This is a genomic window from Archangium minus (genome assembly GCF_044360475.1).
Classification (GTDB): domain Bacteria; phylum Myxococcota; class Myxococcia; order Myxococcales; family Myxococcaceae; genus Archangium; species Archangium minus.
The window spans coordinates 6,897,134-6,918,694 of sequence record NZ_CP043494.1; the positions used below are offsets into that span (position 1 = coordinate 6,897,134).

The window sequence follows — 21,561 nt, forward strand, 5'->3', positions numbered from 1 at the left end:
GCTACGGATCCGGATCCGGCAGCTCACCCGGCGCCAGGGTCGGCTCGGGGGGCGGCGTGGGTTGCGGCAATTCGCGGCCCGCGCGGTTCACGCCGTCCGGCTCGCCGCCCACCTTGGGCACCACGCTCCCCTTGCGATCCTTCGGGCTCAGCTCCTGGGCGAACTGCTCCGAGAGGGCGTCCAGCATCGCCGTAATCTCCCGGCGGAACAACGACGGATCCTTGCCCACCTTGAAGGGATCCAGGTGCTCCGCGCCCTCGGCCACGCGATCCACCTGGAACGGACGGCGCCAGAGCTCCGAGCGCCCGTTGATCTTGAACATGCGCGCGTAGCCCTTCATGTACGCGCCCGCGCGCCCGTCATCGCTGCGCATGCCGTAGTCCTGGATGACGAACTCGACCACCGTGTCCGCGCCCAGGCGCGCCAGCAGATCGTAGTCCGGGGCGTTCGCCGGCACCTCCTCCACGAGGAAGCTCTCCAGAATCGTCGCCACCCGCGCGGGATCCAACGCGTCCACCCACGGCCGCTCCGGCGGCAGCTGCCGGAACGTGGTCACCCGCAGGCGCTCGGAGACCTCGAAGCGGGACACCGCCGCGGTCAGCTTCGCTTGGAGCCGGCGATCCGCCTCCTTCGGCTCCAGCTTCTTCAGCTTGTTTTTGTAGGCATCATCCTCGCGGAACACGAGGCTCCGCGGTCCGGCATCGATTTCGATGCGAGAGATGAAAGCGGGCCGGGCTACCCGATCCAGGTCCGAGCCGGCCAGCCGCTGTGAGGCACAGCCTGCGGTAAGCAGCGCCAGGAAGAGGAGAGAAGAGTTCCGCGCCATTCCCTTCACATACAGCAGATTTCCGCGTCTACCCAGTGAACGGCGTTATTTGAAGCACACTCACTCCCTGGGGGAGCAGGCTTCAGAACAGCAACAGCTCCTCGTGGGGCGCCTCCGTCTCTCCCGCGACGTTCCTATGCCCTCCAAGGAGGGCCTCATTGCTGCGCTGGCGGGCATCCGTCAGCTCGGAGACGAGGATGAGGATCTGCGGGTGCGTGAGGATGAGGGTGTCGAAGTCCTCGCGGGGCAGCCGCAGGAGCGAGGTGTTGCGCGCGGCCGTCACGGTGGCGTTGGCGGGCGTTTTCTGCAGCAGGGACATCTCCCCGAACAGCTCCCCCTCTCGCAGCCGCGCCAGCGCTTGGCCACCCTTGCTCACGGCCACCTCGCCGGAGAGCACCACGTAGAGGCCGTCCACCTGGTGGCCCTCGTGGATGATGACGTCGCCCCGGCGCACCTCCCGGGCCCGGAAGCGCTCCACCAGCTCGCGCCGGTCCTTGCGGCCAAAGGGCTGGAAGAGCGCCGAGGTGTTCACCACGTCCGACAGCAGCCGCTGCCGGCAGAAGCGCCTGAGCGCCTTGGCCACCTGCGGGAAACGGCGCGACAGGGCCGCGAGCACCGGCGCGGAGATCTCCAGGACCTGCGTCTCCTCGGAGGCGCTCACCACCGAGGCCGAGCGCGGCGCACCGGACAACAGCGCCATCTCGCCGAAGAAGGCCCCCTCGCCCAGGACGGCCAGCGAACGCTGCTCGGTACCGATCTGGCGCTCGATGCGCACGCGGCCCGCGCAAATGACGTAGAAGGCATCGCCTCGGGTTCCCTGCTCGATGATGCGCGTGCCCTCGGGGAAGCGGCGCAACGGGCAGCGCTCGAAGAGCGCGATGAAGGCATCCCGCGGCAGATCCGAGAAGAGAGGGATCTTCGGCAGCCCATCATCCTGGGAAGGAGCCTCGGAGACAGACTCCTCGCCCGCCGTGCTCGCGTCATCCGCCGGGAGCCCAGGAGCGACCGGCTCCGGCTGTTGCGCCGCGGCCGCGCCCGCGAGCGCCGCCAGCTCCACCGCATGCAGGAGCGAATCCGCCTGGACGGCGAGCTCCGTAAAGGGCGTGCTGCCTGGCACCGGAGGCTGGAAGTCCACGCCGTCCTGGGGCGTGAAGCGCTCGACGTGTGGGGACGTCGCTGGCACCTCGGCCACCCGGAGGGGCTCGGGCTGAGGCGAAGGTTCGGGTGAAGGTTCAGGCGGTCGGGAATCGCTCGAGCGGCGGCGCAGCCCAGGGGGCGCGGCTTTCGCCACGGTCGGCTGGGGAGGCGCGGCCTCCGCGCGCCCCTCCTCCGCTTCGCGGAGATCCAGCTCCACCTCGAGGTCTGCCGGAGGCTCTGCCGGCGGGGCGGGCGGCGGGGTGCTCGCGTCTTCGAGGTCCAGCTCCACCTCGGTGGCCTCGTCCTGGGCCAAGGTCGCGTCAAGCTCCGGTGGCAGCTCGATGAACAGCGCGGCCTGGGGCGTCGGGGGAGTCGCCACGGGCGCGGGCGTCACCGCGCGAGTCCCACCTTTCGCTCCGCCGCGGCGGGCGTAGAGGCCGGCGAGCATCTGCTGAACCCCCTGGTGCGAGGGATCCAGCTCCAGGATGAGCTTACTGGCGGCAATGGCTCGCGGGAGGAACCCCTCGCGGGCGAAGCCCTCGGCGGCGGCCTGGTAGGCGGTGATGGCTCGGGCGTTGTTGCCCACCTTCACCCAGGCATCTCCCAGGCGTACGCGCGCCTGGTAGTCCTTCGGGTCCAGCTGACAGTATTCCTCGAAGAGTTCGGCTGCTCGGGTGAAGCGTCCCTTGGTGAGCGCTTCGTTGGCTTTGTCCCTGAGCTGCCGTGGCTCCATGTCAGCGTGCCCCCTCCGCTGCTGTGGTCGTCTTTGCCAACGCCGTCACAGCGGCTTCACGGACACGACGGTAGTAGTCACTTTTGAGCGCGTCCAGTGCGTCGGCCTGGGCGCCCGTGCCCATCCTCGCGAGCGCACCGGCCGCCGCGGCCCGAATCTCCGGCAGATCATGGTACAGGTCGCGCGCCACCACCTCGGCCGCCGAGTTGTCGCCAATCTCTCCCAGGGCGGTGAGCAGCTCACGCCGTCCGACGCTCGTGGGATCCTCCAGCGCCTTCACCAGCGTGGGAACCGCCCCCTTCGCCTTCATCCGGCCCAGCAGCGAGGTGGCCAGTACCGACTCAGGGCCGCCCTCGGGCACTATCTTCTGGAGCACCTCCACCGCGGAAGCCGGCGCACCGGTCTTGCTCAGCGCATCGAGCAGCACCAGCTTCTCGCCGCTGATCTGCGGCAGCAACTCCACCAGCGCGGATTGCCCGGCCTCACCCTGCTCGGCGAGCGCCTGGGCCAGGGCCTTCAGGAGATCCCTCTCGGCCTCGAACAGGCCATTCTTGGCGAGCGCCACGCCCTCGGGCCCCAGCCGCGTCAGGCCCACCAGCGCCGCCGTGCGCAGTGTAACGCTGGAGTCCCCGGCGAACCCCTTGAGCAGCTCCATTGCCCCGGGGGCCTTCACGGAGCCGAGCGCGCGCAACAGCCCGGCGAGCGGCTCGAGCTGGGGGGACTCCACATCGTCGAACAGCTCGGTGGGCGCGCGCTGCTGCACCACGGGCCGACCCAGGTCACGCGCCTTGGCGGCGTTGAGCGCCTTCACGCGTGACATGAGGCTGGCGTGCTTCTCGCCCCTCTGCTTCTCCCGTCCCTTCGAGGTGCCTTCCTGAGGCTGGGAGGGATCGAACCCCGGCCCATAGCGCTCGGGCAGCGCCTGGGCGACCCAGTCCTGTCGGAGCGCCCGCACGGACGCGAGCTCCTGGTCAAAGGCCTTCTGAAGCACGGGGGCTGCGGAGGCGTCCCCGGTGGCAGCCGCCGCGTCCACGGCGAGCGCGCGCAGCGTGGCGTCACCCTGGGAGATGTAGGGCAGGACCTTGGGCAGCAGGTCCTTTGCCAGGGGGCCGAGGCCAATCACCACCTGCAACCCGCTGGCGGCGGACGCGGGGCGCGACAGACGATCGGCGATGGGCTCGAGCGGACAGCCACCGCGCTCGCGCATCACCCGGGCCACGGGGATGGCCTCGGAGGTCTCCGCGTCGAGCGCGATGGAGCACAGCGCCGCATCGGTCTGGGGCTGGCGCGGCAGCTCCAGGAGGGCATCGATGGCCAGGGGGCTCACGGTGCTCTTCTCCACGGCCACGGCCTGCAGCCGGGCAATGGCCTGGGGCTCCTGCAGCCGCACGAGCGCGGTGATGGCGGACTCGCGCAGCTCGGGGAAGTTCTCGTCGAGCAGGGGCAGGATGGCGGGCACGGCGCGCTTGTCGCCCAAGTCACCCAGACCCCTCACCGCAGCGGCGGCAAGGATGACCTGGCTGTCACGCACCAGTGGCACGAGCCGGTTGAAGGCATCGGGGCGGCCACTCTTGCCCAGCTCCTCGGCAGCGCCCACGCGCTCGGGGAGGGTTCCCTCGTTGAGGGTCAGCAGGTTGCGCTCCCAGATGACCTTGGACTCGGCGGCGACGACCTCGGCCATGGCGCCCGGCACGTTGGCCTGCTTGAGGGCCTGGACGATGACCTGCCGGGTCTGCCGGCCTCGACGACCGTACTGCAGGGTGAGGTAGGCCTTGGCCTTGTCGTTCCTCACCTGCGCCAGAGCCATGGCGGCCTTGCCCTGGACGTCCACATCGGAGTCCTCAAGCAGCTCGCCGAGCAGATCCACCACGCGGGGATCCTGGCTCTTGCCGAGCGCGGCGGCGGCCTCGCCGCGGACGATGGAGGCCATGTCCTTGGCCGCACGGGTGAACAGGGCGAGGTCGTCAGGACGGGACTCCTCGGCCAGCTTCTTCACGGCGAGAGCCCGCACCTCGGGGCGTGGGCTCTGCAGGTCCGCTAGAAGCTGATCCCGACTCCCACTGCACCCGGCGGTGAGGAGGAAGGCCAGGACAAAGAGGAAGGTGCGCGCGCCGGTTCGCATCGGTCTCCGGGGGAAAGACATGAGACGCGGGCGGTTATATCAGCGGTGCGCGCGACCGCCCACGACTCAGCGGCCCTTACGAGGCCCTCGCCCCCTGGGACCCCCAGCACCCTTGGGAGGACGAGCATTCCACTCGGGCGCGGGCTCCTGGTGCTTCTTGGCGCGCCAGTTCACGAAGGGCTTCGAGCCCTCGCCGGCCCCCTCGCTCCCCGGACGTGCCGCACCGCGACGAGCCGGGCGCCCCGAGTCCTCGCTAGCGGCCCCCCACGTCTTACGCGCGGGCCTCGCAGCCCCCTCGCCCCGAGGAGACCACTCCCGACGCTCCGGACGCTCACCGCGCGCGCCGAAGGGCTTGCGTTCGGGACGCGCACCACGCTCACCACCGCGCTCCTCGCCCCGAGGCGCCCACTCCCGGCGCTCCGGACGCTCAGCGCGGGCGGGAACCCGGCGCTCGGCACTTCCACCCGCGAACGGCTTGCGCTCGGGACGCGCACCGCGCTCCTCGCCACGAGGCGCCCACTCACGGCGCTCCGGACGCTCACTGCGCGCGCCGAAGGGCTTGCGCTCGGGACGCGCACCGCGCTCACCACCGCGCTCCTCGCCACGAGGCGCCCACTCACGGCGCTCCGGACGCTCAGTGCGCGCAGGAACCCGGCGCTCGGCACTTCCGCCCGCGAAAGGTTTGCGCTCGGGACGTGCACCGCGCGCACCACCGCGCTCCTCGCCCCGAGGAGACCACTCGCGGCGCTCCGGGCGCTCAGCGCGCGCACCAAAGGGCTTGCGCTCGGGACGCGCACCGCGCTCGCCACCGCGCTCCTCGCCACGAGCGAAGGGCTTGCGCTCGGGACGCGCACCGCGCTCCTCGCCACGAGCGAAGGGCTTGCGCTCGGGACGCGCACCGCGCTCGCCACCGCGCCCCTCGCCACGAGGCGCCCACTCACGGCGCTCGGGACGCGCACCCCGCTCGGCTCGCTCCTCGCGACGGGGGGCCTCCTCGCCGAACTCGCCCTGGCTCTCCTCCAGCTCGTCCTCTCGAGGCGTCCACGTGCGGCGCTCGGCACGGCCACCCGCCGCGCCACGGAACGCGGGCCGGGAGCCACCCTCGCCACGCGGTGCCCACTCCTTGCGCTCGGGACGACCCGCGGCGCGAGCCGGACGCTCCGCCCTTCCGGCCTTGCGCTCGGGGCGCTCCGTCCGGGTGGCCCGCGCGGGCTTCCCTGCCGCACGCGAGCGCACCGGCGCGGGAGCCTCCTCGCCGAAATCGTCGTCGTCCATGTCCGCCGAGAAGCCCGGCGCCGAGCGTCCGTGACGCCGCGGCGGCAGCTTCAGCTCTCGCTCAGGAGGCGTAGCCTTCCCATCGGCCACCTCCTGCAGCATGCGCACCTGATTCTCGGTGAGCGGGCGCAGCTCGCCGGGGCGCACGCCCTCGACGGTGATGCCCGCGTACGACGGCCGGTACAGGCGCACCACCGGGTAGCCCACCGCGGCGCACAGCCGCTTGATGAGGTGCGGGCGACCCTCGGCCACCACCAGCTTCAGCCAGGTGTTGCGCTCGGCCTGCTCGAAGACGTCCACGGACAGCGGCGTGGCCATGCCGTCCTCCAGCCGCACGCCTCCGCGAAGCTTGTCCAGCGTGGCCGCGTCCGGTGTGCCCTTCACCTTCGCCAGGTACGTGCGCGGCACCTGGAAGCTCGGGTGCGTCAGCTTGTGCGCCAGCGCCCCGTCGTCCGTGACGAGCAGCGCCCCTTCCGCGTCGTAGTCCAACCGGCCCACCGGGAAGAGCCGCTTGCCGGTCTGCTCGATGTAGCTGGCCACAGTGGGCCGGCCCTGCGGATCCGACAGCGTCGTCACGACGCCCACGGGCTTGTAGAGAAGGAAGTACGAGGACTCCTCTGGCGGCGAGACGAGCTTGCCGTCCACGGTCACCAGGTCTCCCGGGGACACCTTGGTGCCCAGCTCGGTGACCTTCTCGTTGTTCACCGTGACACGACCTTCGGTGATGAGCTCTTCCGCGTGCCTGCGCGAGGCCACGCCCGCGCGCGCGAGGTATTTCTGTAAACGTTCAGCCGCCATTTCCGCCACCTTCCACTTCTTCGCCCACCCGTCAAGCGGGTTCGGGCCCCTTGTCGCCCTCGGAGGGCGGCGGGGTCGGGTTCAGGATGCTGTTGGCCACCTTTTGCGTCTTCTCCGCGGCGTCCATGGCCTGCTCCAGCTCCTCGAGCGCCGCCTCGGAGGCCGCCACGCTCTTCTCCATCCGCTTCTGGAACTCCGGGTCCGCCAGCGTCTCCACGGTGCCACTGGCACTCGGGGCGGCGGGCCGCTCCTTCTCGACGATCTCCTGGTGCTCCTGCGTCAGCTCGTGGAACTCGCGCAGCGTGGGCAGGGCGGACAGGTCCTTCAGGGCGAAGAACTCGAGGAACTCGCGGGTCGTCCCGTACAGCATGGGCCGGCCCACCTCCTCCTTCTTGCCCAGGATCTTGATCAACTTGCGATCCAACAGCGCCTTGATGACGGCGCCGCAGTCCACGCCTCGGATGTCCTCGACCTCGGGGCGCGTGACGGGCTGCCGGTAGGCGATGATGGCCAGGGTCTCCACCGCGGCGCGGGTGAGGCGCTGGGGCTTCACACGCAGGTAGCGCCGCACGTACTCCGCCGAGTGCGGATCCGTGCGGAACTGCCACCCACCAGCCACCTCGTACAGGACCATGCCGCTGATGCCGTCCCTGTGTACGCCGGAGATCTGGTTGAGCGCCTCCTGGATCTTCTCGCGATCGATGCCCGTGGCCTCGAAGAGCTGGTCCAGGTCCAGGGGCTTGTCCGCCACGAAGAGCACGCTCTCCACGATGGTGCGGACGCGCTCCGGGGAGAGGTTGCGGCTCTTCTGGACGAGCTTCTCGAAGGACGTCTGGAGGTCCGGGGCCTCGTCGGCCTCGATGGTGGCGACGTCGGAGTCCTCCAGCTCGTCCTCGTCGCCGGGGCCGGTGACGGCGGCGATCTCCTCCTCGGTGAAGGGGCTGGGGCCGCCGGAGCCGCGCGGCGTCTTCGGGCCGGTGTCCTCGGGGCCGTTGTTACCGGTAGTCACTCTCGTCCACCTCCGATGGGAGCAGCCGCTCCAGGGCGTCTCCGTTGGGCGTGAGGATGATGTCTGCCAGGGGGGCTTCCTGGCGCACCTTGAGCAGACGCCGCTTCACCATCTCCAGGATGGCCAGGAAGGTAATCACCACCTCCTGCCGCGTCCGTTGCTCATCGAAGAGGCTCTCGAACGAGCAGGACTCCTGACCCTTCAAGCGCTCGGCGATCCGGCGGATGGCCTCGGTGATGCTCACCTTCTCGCGCACCACCTCGTGCTGCAGCTTGGGGGTCAGGCGCTCCAATACCCGGTCGAGCGCCTCGATCAGCTTGAGGACGGAGAACTCCTGCAGGCCCACCTCCTCCTCGGGGATGGGCACGGCCTCCACAGGCACCCGGCGCGGGAAGACGTCGCGCTCGAGGATGTCCTGCATGGCGAGCTGCTCAGCGGCGTCCTTGTACTTCTGGTACTCGAGCAACCGGCGCACCAGCTCGGCGCGCGGATCCTCCGCCTCCTCCTGCTGGAGCTCCGCCACCGCGTCCACCGGCTGCTCCGCGGTGTCCTGGCGCGGCAGCAGCATGCGGCTCTTGAGGTGCGCGAGCGTGGCGGCCATCACCAGGAACTCGCCGGCGATGTCGAGGTTGATCTCCCGCATCCGCTCAAGGTGCTCCAGGTACTTCTCGGTGATGAGCGCGAGCGGGATGTCGAAGATGTCGAGCCGGTGCTCCTTGATGAGGTGAAGCAGCAGGTCGAGCGGCCCCTCGAAATTGGGCAAGGCGACCCGGAAGGCGTCACCCACACTGGTGGGGACGTCCGCCTCGAGGGTCTCCTCGGTGGGAGGGGTGCTGCGACGACCTGCGGTCACCGAACTTCCTTCACGGGGTCAGGGGATACCCACAGCGCGACGCACCTGCTGCATCAGGCGGGAGGCCTCGGCACGGGCGCGCTCGGCACCATCCTGGAGGATGCGCTCGAGCTCAGCCGGATCGTTGATCAACTCCTGGCGGCGCTTGCGCGCGGGACCAAAGGCGTCATGGAAGGCCTCGACGAGCAGCTTCTTGTACTCGCCGTAGCCCTTGCCGCCCGCGCGCCACGAGGCATCCACCTCGGGGAAGCGGGACTCGGGCAGCATCACCTTGAGCAGATCGTACAGGGGCGCGTTTTCGGTGGGCTTGGGAGCCTCGACGGGCGTGGAGTCCGTCTTGATGCTCATGATGCGCTTCTTGATCTCCTTCTCGTCCCCGAAGAGCTCGATGGTGTTGCCGTACGACTTGGACATCTTCTGTCCGTCGATGCCCGGCACCACGGCGGTGCTCTCCTGGATGCGTGCCGCTGGGAGCTTGAGGATGCCGGGGCTGTGCCCCTTCTCCTTGCCCTCGGGATCCTGGGGATCGTACCCGGGCACGTAGGTCACATTGAACTTCACTGCCCAGTCACGGGCGAACTCGATGTGCTGGATCTGATCCTTGCCCACGGGCACGGCATCCGCGCTGTAGAGCAGGATGTCGGCGGCCATGAGCACCGGGTAGGCGAAGAGACCAAAGTCCGGGCTGATGCCCTTGGCCACCTTGTCCTTGAAGCTGTGGGCGCGCTCGAGGTGGGCGTGCGGCACGACGGTGCCGAGGATCCAGTTGAGCTCCAGCACCTCCTTCACATCGCTCTGCCGGAAGAGGACGGCCTTCTTGGGGTCCAACCCGAGCGAGAGGTAGGCGATGGCGGCCTCGCGCGTGAGCTCCTCGGCGAGCTTCGGATCACGCACGGTGGTGAGCGCGTGCAGGTTGGCGATGAAGAAATACGCCTCGCCCTCATCCTGCAGTTGAACGAACTGCCGGAGGGCGCCGTAGTAGTTGCCGATGTGCAATCGGCCCGAGGATTGGACTCCCGAGAGGATCCGCATAACTCCCACGCCTATACACGAAGGGGGTGACAGCCCTGGTTCGCACACCCAGAGGCACCCTGCAACTTTCCTGCAAGCCCTTTCCACACACCCCACCTGCCCGCCCGCTCCCCGGCCAGTCCGACTACCGAGAACTTCTTGGGACGCGAGACAAAAGTGTGTGAATTCAAAGGGTTGTACAGGGGGACAGCGTCCGCTACCCTGCCCTTCCCCCCAGGAAGAAGGAAGTTTTTGGCATGGATCGGTTCAAGGGGAATCTGGCGAGCTACCGACTGCAGCTGTTGATGCCCGCGTTCTTCGAGGCACCAGCAGTGGACGGGATGCTGCGCGTAGAGCGGGGGGCGGTGCGCCGGCACTTCTTCTTCCAGCGCGGATACCTGGTGGGAGAGAGCTCGAGTGAGCCGATGGAGCACCTGGGACAGGTGCTGGTGAGGCTGCGCATCCTGGACGCGGCGGGGGCGGCGGCGGCCTTCGACGCGGCGGAGGCGGCGGGAGTGCCCTTCGGCACGTTGCTGGTGGAGCGAGGGCTGGTGTCGAAGGCGCGGCTGATGGAGGCGATGGAGCACAAGGCGCGCGAGGCGCTCTTCGACTGCTACGGGTGGGAGTCTGGGGAGGTGGAGTTCCGCCCGGGACTGCCGCCCCTGGGGCGTGCGGTAGAGCTGCAGCTAGGCCTGAAGGAGCTGCACCGGGACGCGCTGGTGCGGCTGCGCGAGTGGAAGGTGTTCTGGGACCTGTTCCCGGGACCGAGCACCACGTTCGGGGTGTACCGGGAGTTCGCGGTGGAGCGGGTGTCGGCGGCGGAGGAGCAGCTGCTGCAGCTGGCCGAGAAGGGGGCGACGCTGAGCGAGCTGCTGGCGGCGTCGCCGGAAGGACCGCTGCACGGGGCGCGGTGGGTGCTGCGCCTGTATCGTCGAGGGGCGCTAACGCCGCGCAAACCACGGGGCCCGAAGGTAGGCGAGGCAACGGCGCTGGCAGATCTGCTGGCGCTGGCGCGGGGCCTGGTGGAAGCGGGCCGGTACGAGGAGGCAGTAGCCGTTGTGGGGCAGGCGCTGGAGCGTGCGCCCGTGCCGGAGGCCCACGCGCTCTACCGCGAAGCAGAGGTGCGGCTGACAGTGGCGTTGGCGGACGAGGTGCTGTCGCTGGACGGAAGGCTCTACTTCGAGCCGTTGCCGCGCCCCCTCCCGCCGTCGCTGACGGCGGACGATCTCTACCTGTACGCGAAGCTGCGAGGTAGCCGGAGCGTGCGTGAGGTCCTGCGGAACGCAGCCATGGGCGAGCTCGCGGCGTACCGTGCGCTGAGGCGGCTGATGGACGCAGACATCGCGAGGGTGATGCCGGACAACACGACGCCGAAACGAAGGTCCAGAACAGACCCCTACGGAGTGCCCGTGTATGTCCCCTCTCCCTCTGGGAGAGGGTTGAGCAGGTAGGCGAAGCGGGAGCGGACGCCTACCTCGCGCAGTACCTGTCGGGGTCAAAGGCCCTGGGTCCAATCCTTGGAGTATGGTGGGCGGGAGGAGCCCTCCATGGCCGTCGACAGCACGGTTACTTCTCCTCCCGTATCTCCAGATGGAAACGTCGGACGATCTCCCCTGTCCCCCGGAACCCTCGTCGCAGACCGGTTCCGCATCGAGGAACTGGCGGGCCGCGGCGGCATGGGCTCCGTGTTCCGTGCCTCCGACCTGAGCACGGGCAACAGTGTTGCCCTCAAGCTGCTGCATGCCTCCGCCTCTCCGGAGGCCGTCTACCGCTTCAACCGCGAGGCCGTGCTGCTCGCTGAGTTGAGCCACCCCGCCATCGTCTCCTACGTAGCCCATGGCACCTCCAAGGAGGGTCAGCCCTTCCTGGCCATGGAGTGGCTCGAAGGTGAGGACCTCGCGCGTCGACTCACCCGTCAGCCGCTCCGCGTCTCCGAAACCCTGGCTCTGCTGTGCCGCGCCGCCGAGGCGCTCGCCACTGCCCATCGCCAGGGCATCGTCCACCGTGACATCAAACCCTCGAACCTCTTCCTGCGCGGGGGCCGCCCTGAGAACGTGGTGCTGCTGGACTTTGGACTGGCCCGCCATGTCGCGCCGACCCTGGTGCAGGTGACGGGCATCAACACGGTGCTCGGCACTCCGGGCTACATGGCACCTGAGCAGGCCTCCTGCCAATCCGAGATTCCTCCTTGCGCCGATATCTTCTCCCTCGGCTGCGTGCTGTACGAATGCCTCACCGGCCAACCGCCTTTCGTCGCACACCACTTCGCGGCTGTTCTGGCCAAGATCCTCTACGCCCAGCCCAAGCCCCTTGAAAAACTGCGCACAGATCTGCCCTCCGACTTGCAGATGCTGGTGAATCGCATGCTGGCCAAGGATCCACAGCGGCGGCTGCCGGATGCCACCCACCTGCTGAACGCTCTTTCGGCGCTCAAATCCATTCCCGAACTGCAGCCACCAGACGCTGCGGCGGCGATCCGTGCCTCCCAGCTCCCTGAAGCCGAGCAACGGTTCGTCAGCATTCTGTTGGTGTCCATCCCAGCCCTGGCCACCAGCTCGCCAGGAGTGGAAATGGCGCGTGGACACGAACTTCGCGATTCGATGCGGACGGCACTCGCGCCCTACGGTGCGTGGGTCGAATTGCTGGTGGACGGCTCGCTGGTGGTCACGTTGGCTCCTGAACGGGGGGTTGCCACCGATCAGGCGGCATTGGCGGCCCGCTGCGCCCTCTCCATCAAGGACCGCTGGCCCGAGGTCTCGGTGGTGCTGGCCACCGGACTCGGCATACTCGACGAGCACCTCCCGGTAGGTGAGGCCATGGACAAGGCGGCCCGGCTGCTGCGTCAGGCCGAACAAATGGCAGCCCAGTCCGTCGTGGTGATGGATGAGGTCACCGCCAGTCTGCTCGGGCCCAACTTCCAATTGTCCCGTTCCAGCCCGGACACCTTTGTCTTGCAAGGAGAGCAACTCAACGCCGACGCGGCCCGCCCGCTGTTGGGCAAACCCACCCCGTGCGTGGGCCGAGAGCAGGAGCTGGCCCTGCTCGAGTTCACCCTCTCCTCCTGCATTGAGGAGACAGTCACCCAGGCCCTGCTGGTGACGGCTCTACCAGGCGTGGGGAAGTCCCGGTTGCGTCACGAATTCCTGCGCCGCATCGAGCGCCGGGAGCAGCCGGTCCTGGTGCTCCTGGGACGCGGAGATCCGATGAGCGCGGGCGCCTCGTACGGCCTGCTGGGGCAGGCCCTACGCTTGCTCTGTGGTTGCGTCGAGGGAGAAGACCTGGAATCACACCGGGCCCGCCTCGTCCAGCGCATGTCCCGGCACCTGCGCGCCTCCGAGGCCCGGGAGGCCGTCGAGTTCCTGGGTGAACTATGCGCCATCCCCTTCTCCGATGAGTCCAATCCCCGCCTGCGCGCGGCTCGAGGCGACCCACGATTGATGAGCACCCAGGTGAGCCGGGCCTTTGTATCCTTCCTGAAGGCCGAATGCGCCCACCAGCCGGTGCTGCTGGTGCTGGAAGACCTGCACTGGAGCGATGCACTCACCGTCAAAGCGGTGGACGAGGCGCTACGCGCCCTAGCCGAGTTGCCCTTCATGGTGCTGGCACTGGCGCGTCCCGAGGTGAAGACGCTCTTTCCCAGCCTGTGGTCGAGGTACCTGCAGGAGCTGCCGCTAAGAGGATTGAGCCGCAAGGCCAGTGCCCAACTGGTGCGCGAGGTGCTCGGGTCCCAGGTGCCCGAGGCCATCGTCCAGAAGGCGGTGGAGCAGTCAGATGGCAACGCGCTCTTCCTGGAGGAGCTCATCCGCATGCTGGCCGAGGGGCGCGGCGAGGCACCACCAGAAACGGTGCTGGCGGTGCTCCAGGCGCGCTTGATGCGGATGGATCCCGGTGTACGCCGGACACTGCTGGCAGCTAGCTTCTTTGGCCGTCACTTCTGGTCTGGTGGAGTGAGGGAGTTGTTGATCAGCCAAGGCCCGGACGAACTGTGGGAAGAGCACCTGCGGCGGCTGGTGGAGCTAGAGGTCATCGAGCCGCAACCCGACAGCCGATTCCCTACCGAGACCCAATACCGCTTCCGCCATGCGTTGGTGAGAGATGCCGCCTATGGTCTCGCTCCTGACGGGCTACGAACCCAGGGACACCGGCTGGCGGTCGACTGGCTGGAACGAATGGGAGAACCCGATCCGCTGGTGCTCGCCACACATTACCAGCGCAGCGAGCAGCCAGCACGGGCCGCACATTTCTACATACAAGCCGCCGAGCGGCTCCTCGAGCGGGATGATCTGGTGGGAACGCAGCGGTGTGTGGACTTGGCCCTGGCCTGCGGCGCGCAGGGCAGGGAACTCGTCCGGTTGCGCGCGCTCCAGGCCGTCGTGGCCTTCTGGATGTACGACTTCTCGAAGCTTCTGGAGCTCGGCGGCTCGGAACTGGAAGAGCTAGAAGTGGGCAGCCGGCTGTGGTGTTGGGTGATGGGAAGTCTGGTGGTCACCGCCGTCTATTCTCGCGATCAGTGGGCACAATCAGCCCGACTGAGGCAGTTCCTGCTAAGCACAACTCCGGAACCCGAGGCGGTCTCTGCCTACTACTGGGCCGTCGCCAGCCTTGGCCTCGCGCACGTGCTGTCCGGCGACCGCTGGGAGGCACAGGATGTGCTCGATCGGCTGGGGCAGAGGGCCTCCGATAGCGTGGGGCTGGGCTGGGCCCGATGCATCCAGGCCTTCGTCCATCACAACTTCGAGGCCAAGCCCTGGCAGGCCTTCATACAGGCCGAGCAGGGGATGCGGGACTTCCGTGAACTGGGTATGGAATGGCACGCACTCGCGCTGCAGAGCATTTCAGGAATGGCCCTGGCGGCGCTGGGAGATGTCCTCGAGGGAGTGGAGCGAATGCGGGACGTAATCACCAACCAGCAACAAGGGCCGCGATTCTCGAGCGAAACAAACCAGCACCTTCTGTGTCTTATGCTGGCCGATAGTCCCAATCCTCAACATTGGCAGGAAGCCCAGACTCAGGCGCGCGAGTGGGTGGTGGGCGTGGAGAACGACTATTCCTTCCGGCAGGGCATGATGCACGCCGCGCTGGCCAAGGTGATGACGGAACAGGGAAATCCGTGCGAGGCCGAGCCTTACGCGCGCAAGGCCTGTGAGCTGCTGGCCACGTATGGGACCGAGTTGATCCACGCCCGATCGTACCTCAGCTCCGCGCTACTCGCCCAGGGACGCGCCGCGGAGGCTCGACAGCAGGCGGAGCAGGGCGTGCGGGAGTTGGAACAGATGGGCAACTCGGGCGTGTACGCGGTCCCCACACGACTGGCGCTGGCGCAGGTCTGCTTCGCGCAAGGAGATGCCAGTGCGGGAGAGGCCGCCCTGCGCAAGGCTCTCCAGTGTGTGCGGGAGCGGGCCAGCGACATACCCGACCCCGCCCTCCGTGAACGATTCCTGCGTCAAGTGCCCGAGAACGCCCGCACCCTTGAGCTGGCCCACCAGCGCTGGGGTGAGTTCCTGGAGTAGAGTTCCCGCACCGCCTTGGAATGGGTGCGGTGTGCCTTGGCTACAAGCAGCGCCTGCTCAGGGTGAGGGTAAAGGGGCCCGTGGAGATCCGGCCCGTGGCCACCACAGCGAGCCCAGCGTCAACGTGATCGCATCAAACGGCTCGGCGAGAACCTCTCCGTCGCCACTGTGCCGGGCAACCCGCAGCCAATCCCGCTCCTGCCGACGGTATATCTCCAAGGTGCGCGTCGACGGCTCGATGAGCCAGACATGACTCACCCCCTCCCGATGGTAGAGGGGAAGCTTGCGATGCCTGTCGACGTCCTCGGTCGACGGAGAGAGCACCTCGCACACCCAGTCCGGAGCCACCGTCGAGAAGGGCGCGTCCATGAACGAAGGGACAGGCACCCGCTCGCGGCGCCAGCCCGCGAGGTCCGGAACCACGATGTCCCGGCCGAGATGGAGTTCCGGCTCATAGAGGAGCCACCATCCGCCCCGAATCCCTGGCTGACCCAGATCGAAAGCAGGGCCCAGCAGGGCACTGAGGGCCCAGACCACTCGCGCATGGGGCATGGCCGGTCGAGGAGAGGCGACCAACTCGTCCCCCAGGATCTCCCCCACCCACCCGACCGGCAGCGCCTCGAGGTTCTCGTACGTCGCCGGTTTCTTCGTCTTCCCCATCTCCCCACCCCTTCCTTGCGAGTCCTCCTGAGTCTACACCGGGTCCTGACTTTTCCGGTAGGGTCCTTGGGATGACAAGAGGCTCACAACCGCGCGCTGAGGGACTCTCTCCTTGAGGTAGAACCTCCGTTCCATGAACACCGCCCCCTTTTTCCCGAGGAAGCTCGCCGCCCTCCACCTGCCTCTCTTGCTGGCTCTGGGATTGACCGTCACCGCCTGCGGAAACGAGGAGACCTGTGCGGTGGGCTCAGAGCTTCATCGAACGGAACTGTTCTTCGGCCTCGACCGGGAGAACGCCGAGCCCGTCAGCGAAGCCGAGTGGCAGGACTTCGTCGACACCGCGGTCACGCCGCGGTTCAAGGACGGGCTGACGATGTTCGACGCGGACGGACAGTACCTGATGGACAACGGGAACCTCGTCCACGAGAACAGCAAGGTCATCGTCCTGCTTCACGAGGGCAGCCCGGCGCACTCGAGGGACATCGACGCCATCCGCGAGGAGTACAAGCAGCGCTTCGACCAGGAGTCTGTGCTCCGCGTCGACACGATGTCCTGCGTGGCCTTCTGAAGCCCTACGTGCCCCCTGCCCGCTTCTTCGCCGCGGCGGCCCGACCGCCCATGGCGCCGCCGCGGCCGCGCACGTCGTCTCCGCGGGGGTGGGCGTTGTCGTAGACGGCCCGCAGCCGCGCGCTGTTCACGTGCGTGTAGATCTGCGTGGTGGCCAGGTCCGCGTGGCCCAGCATGGCCTGCACCGCGCGCAGATCCGCTCCGCGCTCCACCAGGTGCGTGGCGAACGAGTGCCGCAGCTTGTGCGGTGACAGTGGCTTGCGGATGCCGGCCTTGAGCGCGTAGCGCTTGAGCAGCTTCCAGAATCCCTGCCGGGTGAAACCATCTCCGCGGGGGGTGACAAAGAGGGCCTTCGACTCGCGCTCGCCCAGCAGCAACTGCCGAGGGCCTTCGAGGTACGCCTGCACCTTCTCCGTCGCGATGCTGCCCACGGGGACGATGCGCTCCTTGGAGCCCTTGCCCTTCGCCACCAGGTAGCCCGCGCCCAGCTGGATGTCGTTGATGCCCAGGCCCACCAGCTCGCTCACGCGCAGGCCCGTGGCGTACAGCACCTCGAGCATCGCCTTGTCCCGGAGGCCCGCCGGGGTGCGCTCGTCGGGGGCGGCGAGCAGCTGCTCCACCTCCTCCAGCGTGAGGAAGACGGGCAGCTTGCGCGCTGAACGAGGCGTGTCGATGTCCTCGGTCGGGTCCTTGTCTACGTACTTCTCGGCGACGAGGAAGCGGTGGAAGCCGCGAATCGCCGCCAGGTGCCGCGCCTGGCTGCGCCGGGACAACCGGCGCGTGTTCAAGGTCACCAGGTGGCCGGTGATGTCATCCGGCTTCACGCGCGTCACGTCGGTGATGCCCTTGCGCTTCAAGTCCGCGAAGTACACCGACAGATCCGCGGCGTAGGCATCCACCGTCTTGCCGGACAGCCCGCGCTCGGCGCGGATGAAGGCGATGAACGCGTCGAGGTACCCTTCCATGGGTTCGCAGGGTAGCCGAGTGCGACGAGTCAGCAACCTTGTGGCCGGGCGCTCAGTCGAGCTGTCCCTTGCCCTGCCGCAGCACCTCGATCTGGTCGCCGATCAGCGACACTACGGTCGAGGGCTCCATCAGCCTCACGCCGCCATCGAGGATGAGATCCAAGCCGTACCCCAGCGCCTCCTTGATGTCCTTGGCATCGATGAGGGGCTCGCCCTCCCCGTTGGTGGCCGAGGTGGTGACGATGGGCCGCCCGAGCGCTGCGGCGAGCGCCCGCGCCAGCTCCGAGTCCGGCACACGGATGCCCACCTGCTTCTGCTTGGACATCATCGCCTCGGGCACCAGGCGCGTGGCATCAAGGATGAACGTGAAGGCCCCGGGCGTCAGGCTCTTCATCGTCCGGTAGGCGAAGTTGCTCACGTGCGCGTACTTCGCCACATCCGACAGGTCCGGGCACAGGAAAGACAGGGGCTTCTTCTTGTCCCGCCCCTTGAGCTGGTACAGCCGCTCGATGCCCTTCTTGGAGCCCAGATCGCACCCCAGGCCGTAGTACGTGTCCGTCGGGTAGGCGATCACCCCACCGCTGGAGAGCACCTCCACCGCGCGCTGCACATGCCTGGGCTGTGGGTGATCCGCGTTCACCTCGATGATGGGTGCTGCCGCCATGCGTGTCTCCTCAGGCCGCTCCGGGAGCGTCCTCGGAGTGTATCTCCCCACTCCGCTGGAGGGCACGCCGGGTGAGGACCGGGCCGATCAGCTCATGGGCGGTGATCATCGCCACGATGAGCACCTCCACCTGCGGCCCGAAGTCCGGGAAGGTTCGAGAGATGAGCGCCGCCAGTCCGAACGTCACGCCCGCTTGTGAGATGAGGCCCATCCACAGGTAGCGGCGCAGCCGTGCATCGTCCACCGGAGCGAAGCGCCGACACGAGCCGTAGATGGCCACCGCGCGCAGCACCACCAGCAGCAGGGCCGCCGGGCCCACCGTCATGAGCGCGTTCAGCTTGAGCCCCGCCCCGGACGCGGCGAAGAAGAGCGCGAAGACAGGCAGGCCCGCCCGTTGAATCGCATGGTGGATGCGCTCGCCCTCGCGCTCGTCCAGGTTGGCGATCAGCGCCCCGGCCGCCAGCGACACCAGCAGCGGTGACAGGTGCAGGCGCGCGCCGCCTTCGGCCGAGGCGAAGCACAGCCCCACCAGGAAGAGCGGCAGCTCGCGCTTCACCTGCCGCATGTACAGCAGCATCGCCACCGCCAGCACGCCCCCCACCACCACCGAGCCAAACAGCTCCCATCCCACCTCGCGCAGCAGCCCCCACACGTCCAGCCCACCGCCGAAGCTCGCCCGCGTGAAGCCCGCCGCCACGGCGAACCCCACCATCACGAGCAGATCCCCGATGATGACCAGGGCCATGAGGAACTCGGTGAAGCTGCCGCGCGCGCTCGTCTCCTGCACGATGGCGATCGTCACCGTGGGAGAGAAGGAGACCACCACCGTGGCCACGAGCGCGCTGACGGCCAGGGCCTGCGACACCGTCATGGGCGCGAGGAAGGGCAACAGCGGCTTGAGCGCGAAGAGCGCCCCGAAGACGGCCAGGAACGTCACCCCGCATACCGCGACGCACAGGGCCGCCACCTTGGTACCCACCCGGCGGATGAGCCCCAGCTGCAGCTCCGTGCCCGCCACCAGCGCGATGAGGCTCACCGCGAGCCCCTTCACCAGCTCCAGCCCCTTCACGCCCGCGCCGGGGATGAAGCCCAGGGCATAAGGCCCCACCGCCACGCCCACCAGCAGGTAGCCCGTGAGCCGGGGCAGCCCGAGCCCCTTGGCCACCTTCCCCGCGAACAGCCCGCACAGCAGCAACGCCCCAGCGGCGAGCGTCACCGACGTGCCCGTGTCCACGCGCCACACCTGGGCTCGGCCAATGGCCGCCAGCACCACCACCAACAGCAGCAGCCGGAGAAGCGCGCCCTTCATGAGGTGCCTCCAGGCGCCTGCGGTGTTTCTCCCGGGGCCTCCTCGGAAGCAGACTCCAGCACGTAGCGGAAAGCGCGGCTGCCGAGCAGCTCGTTGACCACGGCCCCCGCCACCACCACGTCAAAGACGCGCTGGGACAACGGCCCCGGCACCAGCGTCAGGTACTCCACGACCAGGCACAGCGCCAGCCCACCCTGGGAGATGAGCGCGTAGCCCAGCTTCGGCGGCAGCGCGAGCGTGTTTCCAGCGATGCGCTGCGCGAGCGCGCCTCCCAGCACCTTGCCCAGGAAGCGCAGGCCCAGGTACGCGGGCAGCAGCGCCCACGCCATGATGTCGCGTGCCTGCACGTGCGCGCCCACCAGGAAGACCAGCAGCAGGTACGAGGGCCGCTCGAAGCGCCCGAGCATGCGCGCCGCCTGCTCCACCGCGCGGCCACCGACCAGGGCCAGCGTCGCCCCACAGGCCACGCCCGCCAGCAGCGCCGACACCCGCAGGTACGCCGCCGCACCGGACACCAACGCCACCCCGCCGAGCAGCACCGCCATCAGCTCGCCCTGGTCTTTGATTCCATGCATGAGGAAGGCGAGCAGCGCGCCACACGCCACGCCCAGCAGCAGCGCGAGTGCCACCAACCCCAGCCCCTCCAGGGGATTGCTCGCTGCGCCGAAGGCAAGCGCCAGCACGAGCACCCCCAGCCCCACCACATCATCCAACATGGTGAGCAGCGCTACGGACAGCCCGCGCCGGCGCTCCATGCGCCCGCTGCGATAGCCCAGCACCGCGAAGTGGCCAGAGGAGAGGCTCGCCGAGGCCCCCAGCAACGCTGCCGCCGCCACCGCCGCCCCGGGGGGCAGCCCCATGGTGAACAGCAGCGGACCCGCCAGGGGCAGCGCCACCCAGAGGAAGGCCGTCCCGGCATGAGCGAGCGCCGCCGCGTACACCTCCCGGGGCAGCAGCCGCAGCAACCGAGGCTCCAGATTCAGGCCGATCATGACGCCCGCCACCCCCAACCCCAGGGCGAGCAACGGGCGCAGCGCCGCCAGGTCCTTCCAGGACAGCAAGCGCAGGGCGTCCGGGCCCATCACCGCGCCAAAGGCGAGGAAGAGCAGTCCACTGGCGGCCAGCTGGGCCAGGGCCGGGAAACGGCCAGGGTCCAGCACCGTCCGGCTCGAGGCCAGCAGCGATAGCGCCGCGATGGCGAGTAGAACGAGCAGCGCCTGCACAAGGCAGGTGCTTACACCGCCCCGGCCTGTTCCGTCACTCCCGGCGATGCACGGGGGCGCCGATCACCGGCAAAGCCACCAGGCGGCCCATCGGAGGGTCGTCCGCATCCATCTCCAGCTGGACCCGGTGGACGAGCCGCTCCACCTCCTCGGCCGGCAAGGCCGGCAGCAGGCTCACCAGGATGAGTCGGTCCTCGTCCGCCCCGAGCGCGAGGCTGCGCAGGCCGGCAAAGACGGGGACTTCGGCAGACAGGGTCGCCGCGGCGCTTCGGGCCCGAACGACCAACGGCTCCGGGATACCGAAGTCCCGGAGCCGCTGAATGGCCCGTTCAGGTTGGTCCGCGTGGTCGAGGAACGCGAGGAAGAGGTACACGACCCGTGTCTATCCGGTCCGCGGCCATTCCGTCACGCTACTCGGTGCGGTCTGGGCTCGGCTCGCTGGGCGGCGCCGCCGCAGATGGCGACTCTTCCGTTGTTGCGCCCTCCTGCTTCTCCATCGCCGCGCGAGCAGCCCGCTTGCCCTCCTCGATGAGTTTCTTCACCTTCTGGCCGCCCTTCCGGCCGATCTCCTCGTAGAAGTTCGGACCCCGCGTCGCCTTCACGCGGTCTCCGCCCTTCTTGCCGATCTCCTCGTAGAACTTCGCGCCGCGCTCGGCCTTGACGGTCTCTCCGCCCTTGCGGCCAATCTCCTCGTAGAAGGAGCGGCCCCGCTCGGCCTTCACGGTCGCTCCGCCCTTGCGACCGATCGTCTCGTAGAACTCCCGGCCCCGTTCGTTGCGGACGGTTTCTCCGCCCTTCCGCCCCGCCTCGGCCACCGTCATGCTGCCCTTGTTGTCCTTGTCCTGCTGCATGTCTTGCCTCCTCCTGCTGACTCCCCCTTCCCCGCGAGGGTGCCCCTT

Annotated in this window: 17 protein-coding genes; 3 read left to right on the top strand and 14 right to left on the bottom strand. The window is 68.6% G+C overall.

Translation table 11 applies throughout. From position 1 onward, the window contains the following. Position 1: 1 nt before the first annotated feature. The 7 genes from F0U60_RS27925 to trpS form a co-directional block, all read right to left on the bottom strand. Positions 2-826, bottom strand: a complete 825-nt coding sequence (locus F0U60_RS27925; RefSeq protein WP_395803980.1) for a hypothetical protein — start codon at positions 824-826, stop codon at positions 2-4. Positions 827-908: 82 nt separating this feature from the next. Next, positions 909-2,696: a cyclic nucleotide-binding domain-containing protein gene (locus F0U60_RS27930; protein WP_395803982.1), complete on the bottom strand. Its 1,788-nt coding sequence runs from the start codon at positions 2,694-2,696 to the stop codon at positions 909-911. A gap of 1 nt (position 2,697) precedes the next feature. After that, positions 2,698-4,818 carry a HEAT repeat domain-containing protein gene (locus tag F0U60_RS27935; RefSeq protein ID WP_395803984.1) on the bottom strand — a complete coding sequence of 707 codons (2,121 nt, stop codon included), beginning with the start codon at positions 4,816-4,818 and terminating at the stop codon, positions 2,698-2,700. 66 nt (positions 4,819-4,884) lie between these two features. Beyond that, positions 4,885-6,891, bottom strand: a complete 2,007-nt coding sequence (locus F0U60_RS27940; RefSeq protein WP_395803986.1) for a pseudouridine synthase — start codon at positions 6,889-6,891, stop codon at positions 4,885-4,887. A 31-nt stretch (positions 6,892-6,922) separates the two neighbouring features. Beyond that, positions 6,923-7,900 (bottom strand): SMC-Scp complex subunit ScpB, encoded by a 978-nt coding sequence (gene scpB, locus F0U60_RS27945; RefSeq protein ID WP_395803988.1) that lies wholly within the window; start codon positions 7,898-7,900, stop codon positions 6,923-6,925. Then, on the bottom strand, positions 7,887-8,753 hold the full coding sequence (locus tag F0U60_RS27950; RefSeq protein WP_395803990.1) for a segregation and condensation protein A: 867 nt from the start codon (positions 8,751-8,753) through the stop codon (positions 7,887-7,889). The genes scpB and F0U60_RS27950 overlap by 14 nt, the downstream gene beginning before the upstream one ends. An 18-nt stretch (positions 8,754-8,771) precedes the next feature. After that, positions 8,772-9,785, bottom strand: a complete 1,014-nt coding sequence (trpS, locus tag F0U60_RS27955) for a tryptophan--tRNA ligase (protein ID WP_395803992.1) — start codon at positions 9,783-9,785, stop codon at positions 8,772-8,774. A 236-nt stretch (positions 9,786-10,021) separates the two neighbouring features. Between trpS and F0U60_RS27960 the strand changes: the two genes are divergently transcribed. Together F0U60_RS27960 and F0U60_RS27965 are read left to right on the top strand one after the other, a co-directional pair. Then, positions 10,022-11,215, top strand: coding sequence for a DUF4388 domain-containing protein (locus tag F0U60_RS27960; protein ID WP_395803994.1), 1,194 nt, complete (start codon positions 10,022-10,024; stop codon positions 11,213-11,215). Between the two features lie 96 nt (positions 11,216-11,311). Next, positions 11,312-15,274 carry a protein kinase gene (locus F0U60_RS27965; RefSeq protein ID WP_395803996.1) on the top strand — a complete coding sequence of 1,321 codons (3,963 nt, stop codon included), beginning with the start codon at positions 11,312-11,314 and terminating at the stop codon, positions 15,272-15,274. A 57-nt stretch (positions 15,275-15,331) separates the two neighbouring features. On the opposite strand, the gene F0U60_RS27970 is transcribed toward F0U60_RS27965, so the two are convergent. After that, entirely contained in the window at positions 15,332-15,934 is a 603-nt protein-coding gene (locus F0U60_RS27970) for a Uma2 family endonuclease (protein ID WP_395803998.1), read from the bottom strand. 241 nt (positions 15,935-16,175) lie between these two features. Here F0U60_RS27970 and F0U60_RS27975 point away from each other — a divergent pair, with 241 nt between their 5' ends. Beyond that, positions 16,176-16,502 carry a DUF3574 domain-containing protein gene (locus F0U60_RS27975; RefSeq protein ID WP_395804000.1) on the top strand — a complete coding sequence of 109 codons (327 nt, stop codon included), beginning with the start codon at positions 16,176-16,178 and terminating at the stop codon, positions 16,500-16,502. 4 nt (positions 16,503-16,506) lie between these two features. Here F0U60_RS27975 and xerD read toward each other — a convergent pair whose 3' ends face one another. Genes xerD through F0U60_RS28005 form a run of 6 tightly spaced genes read right to left on the bottom strand, consistent with a single transcriptional unit; the run spans position 16,507 to position 21,513 of the window. Continuing rightward, on the bottom strand, positions 16,507-17,466 hold the full coding sequence (xerD, locus tag F0U60_RS27980) for a site-specific tyrosine recombinase XerD (protein ID WP_395804002.1): 960 nt from the start codon (positions 17,464-17,466) through the stop codon (positions 16,507-16,509). Between the two features lie 52 nt (positions 17,467-17,518). Then, positions 17,519-18,130, bottom strand: coding sequence for an L-threonylcarbamoyladenylate synthase (locus F0U60_RS27985; RefSeq protein WP_395804004.1), 612 nt, complete (start codon positions 18,128-18,130; stop codon positions 17,519-17,521). Positions 18,131-18,140: 10 nt separating this feature from the next. After that, positions 18,141-19,439 carry a cation:proton antiporter gene (locus tag F0U60_RS27990; protein WP_395804006.1) on the bottom strand — a complete coding sequence of 433 codons (1,299 nt, stop codon included), beginning with the start codon at positions 19,437-19,439 and terminating at the stop codon, positions 18,141-18,143. Then, positions 19,436-20,662: a sodium:proton exchanger gene (locus F0U60_RS27995; protein ID WP_395804008.1), complete on the bottom strand. Its 1,227-nt coding sequence runs from the start codon at positions 20,660-20,662 to the stop codon at positions 19,436-19,438. Before F0U60_RS27995 ends, F0U60_RS27990 begins: the two co-directional genes overlap by 4 nt. Positions 20,663-20,696: 34 nt before the next feature. Next, on the bottom strand, positions 20,697-21,035 hold the full coding sequence (locus tag F0U60_RS28000) for a hypothetical protein (protein ID WP_203405040.1): 339 nt from the start codon (positions 21,033-21,035) through the stop codon (positions 20,697-20,699). A gap of 37 nt (positions 21,036-21,072) precedes the next feature. Further along, positions 21,073-21,513, bottom strand: a complete 441-nt coding sequence (locus F0U60_RS28005; RefSeq protein WP_395804011.1) for a general stress protein — start codon at positions 21,511-21,513, stop codon at positions 21,073-21,075. Positions 21,514-21,561 lie beyond the last annotated feature (48 nt).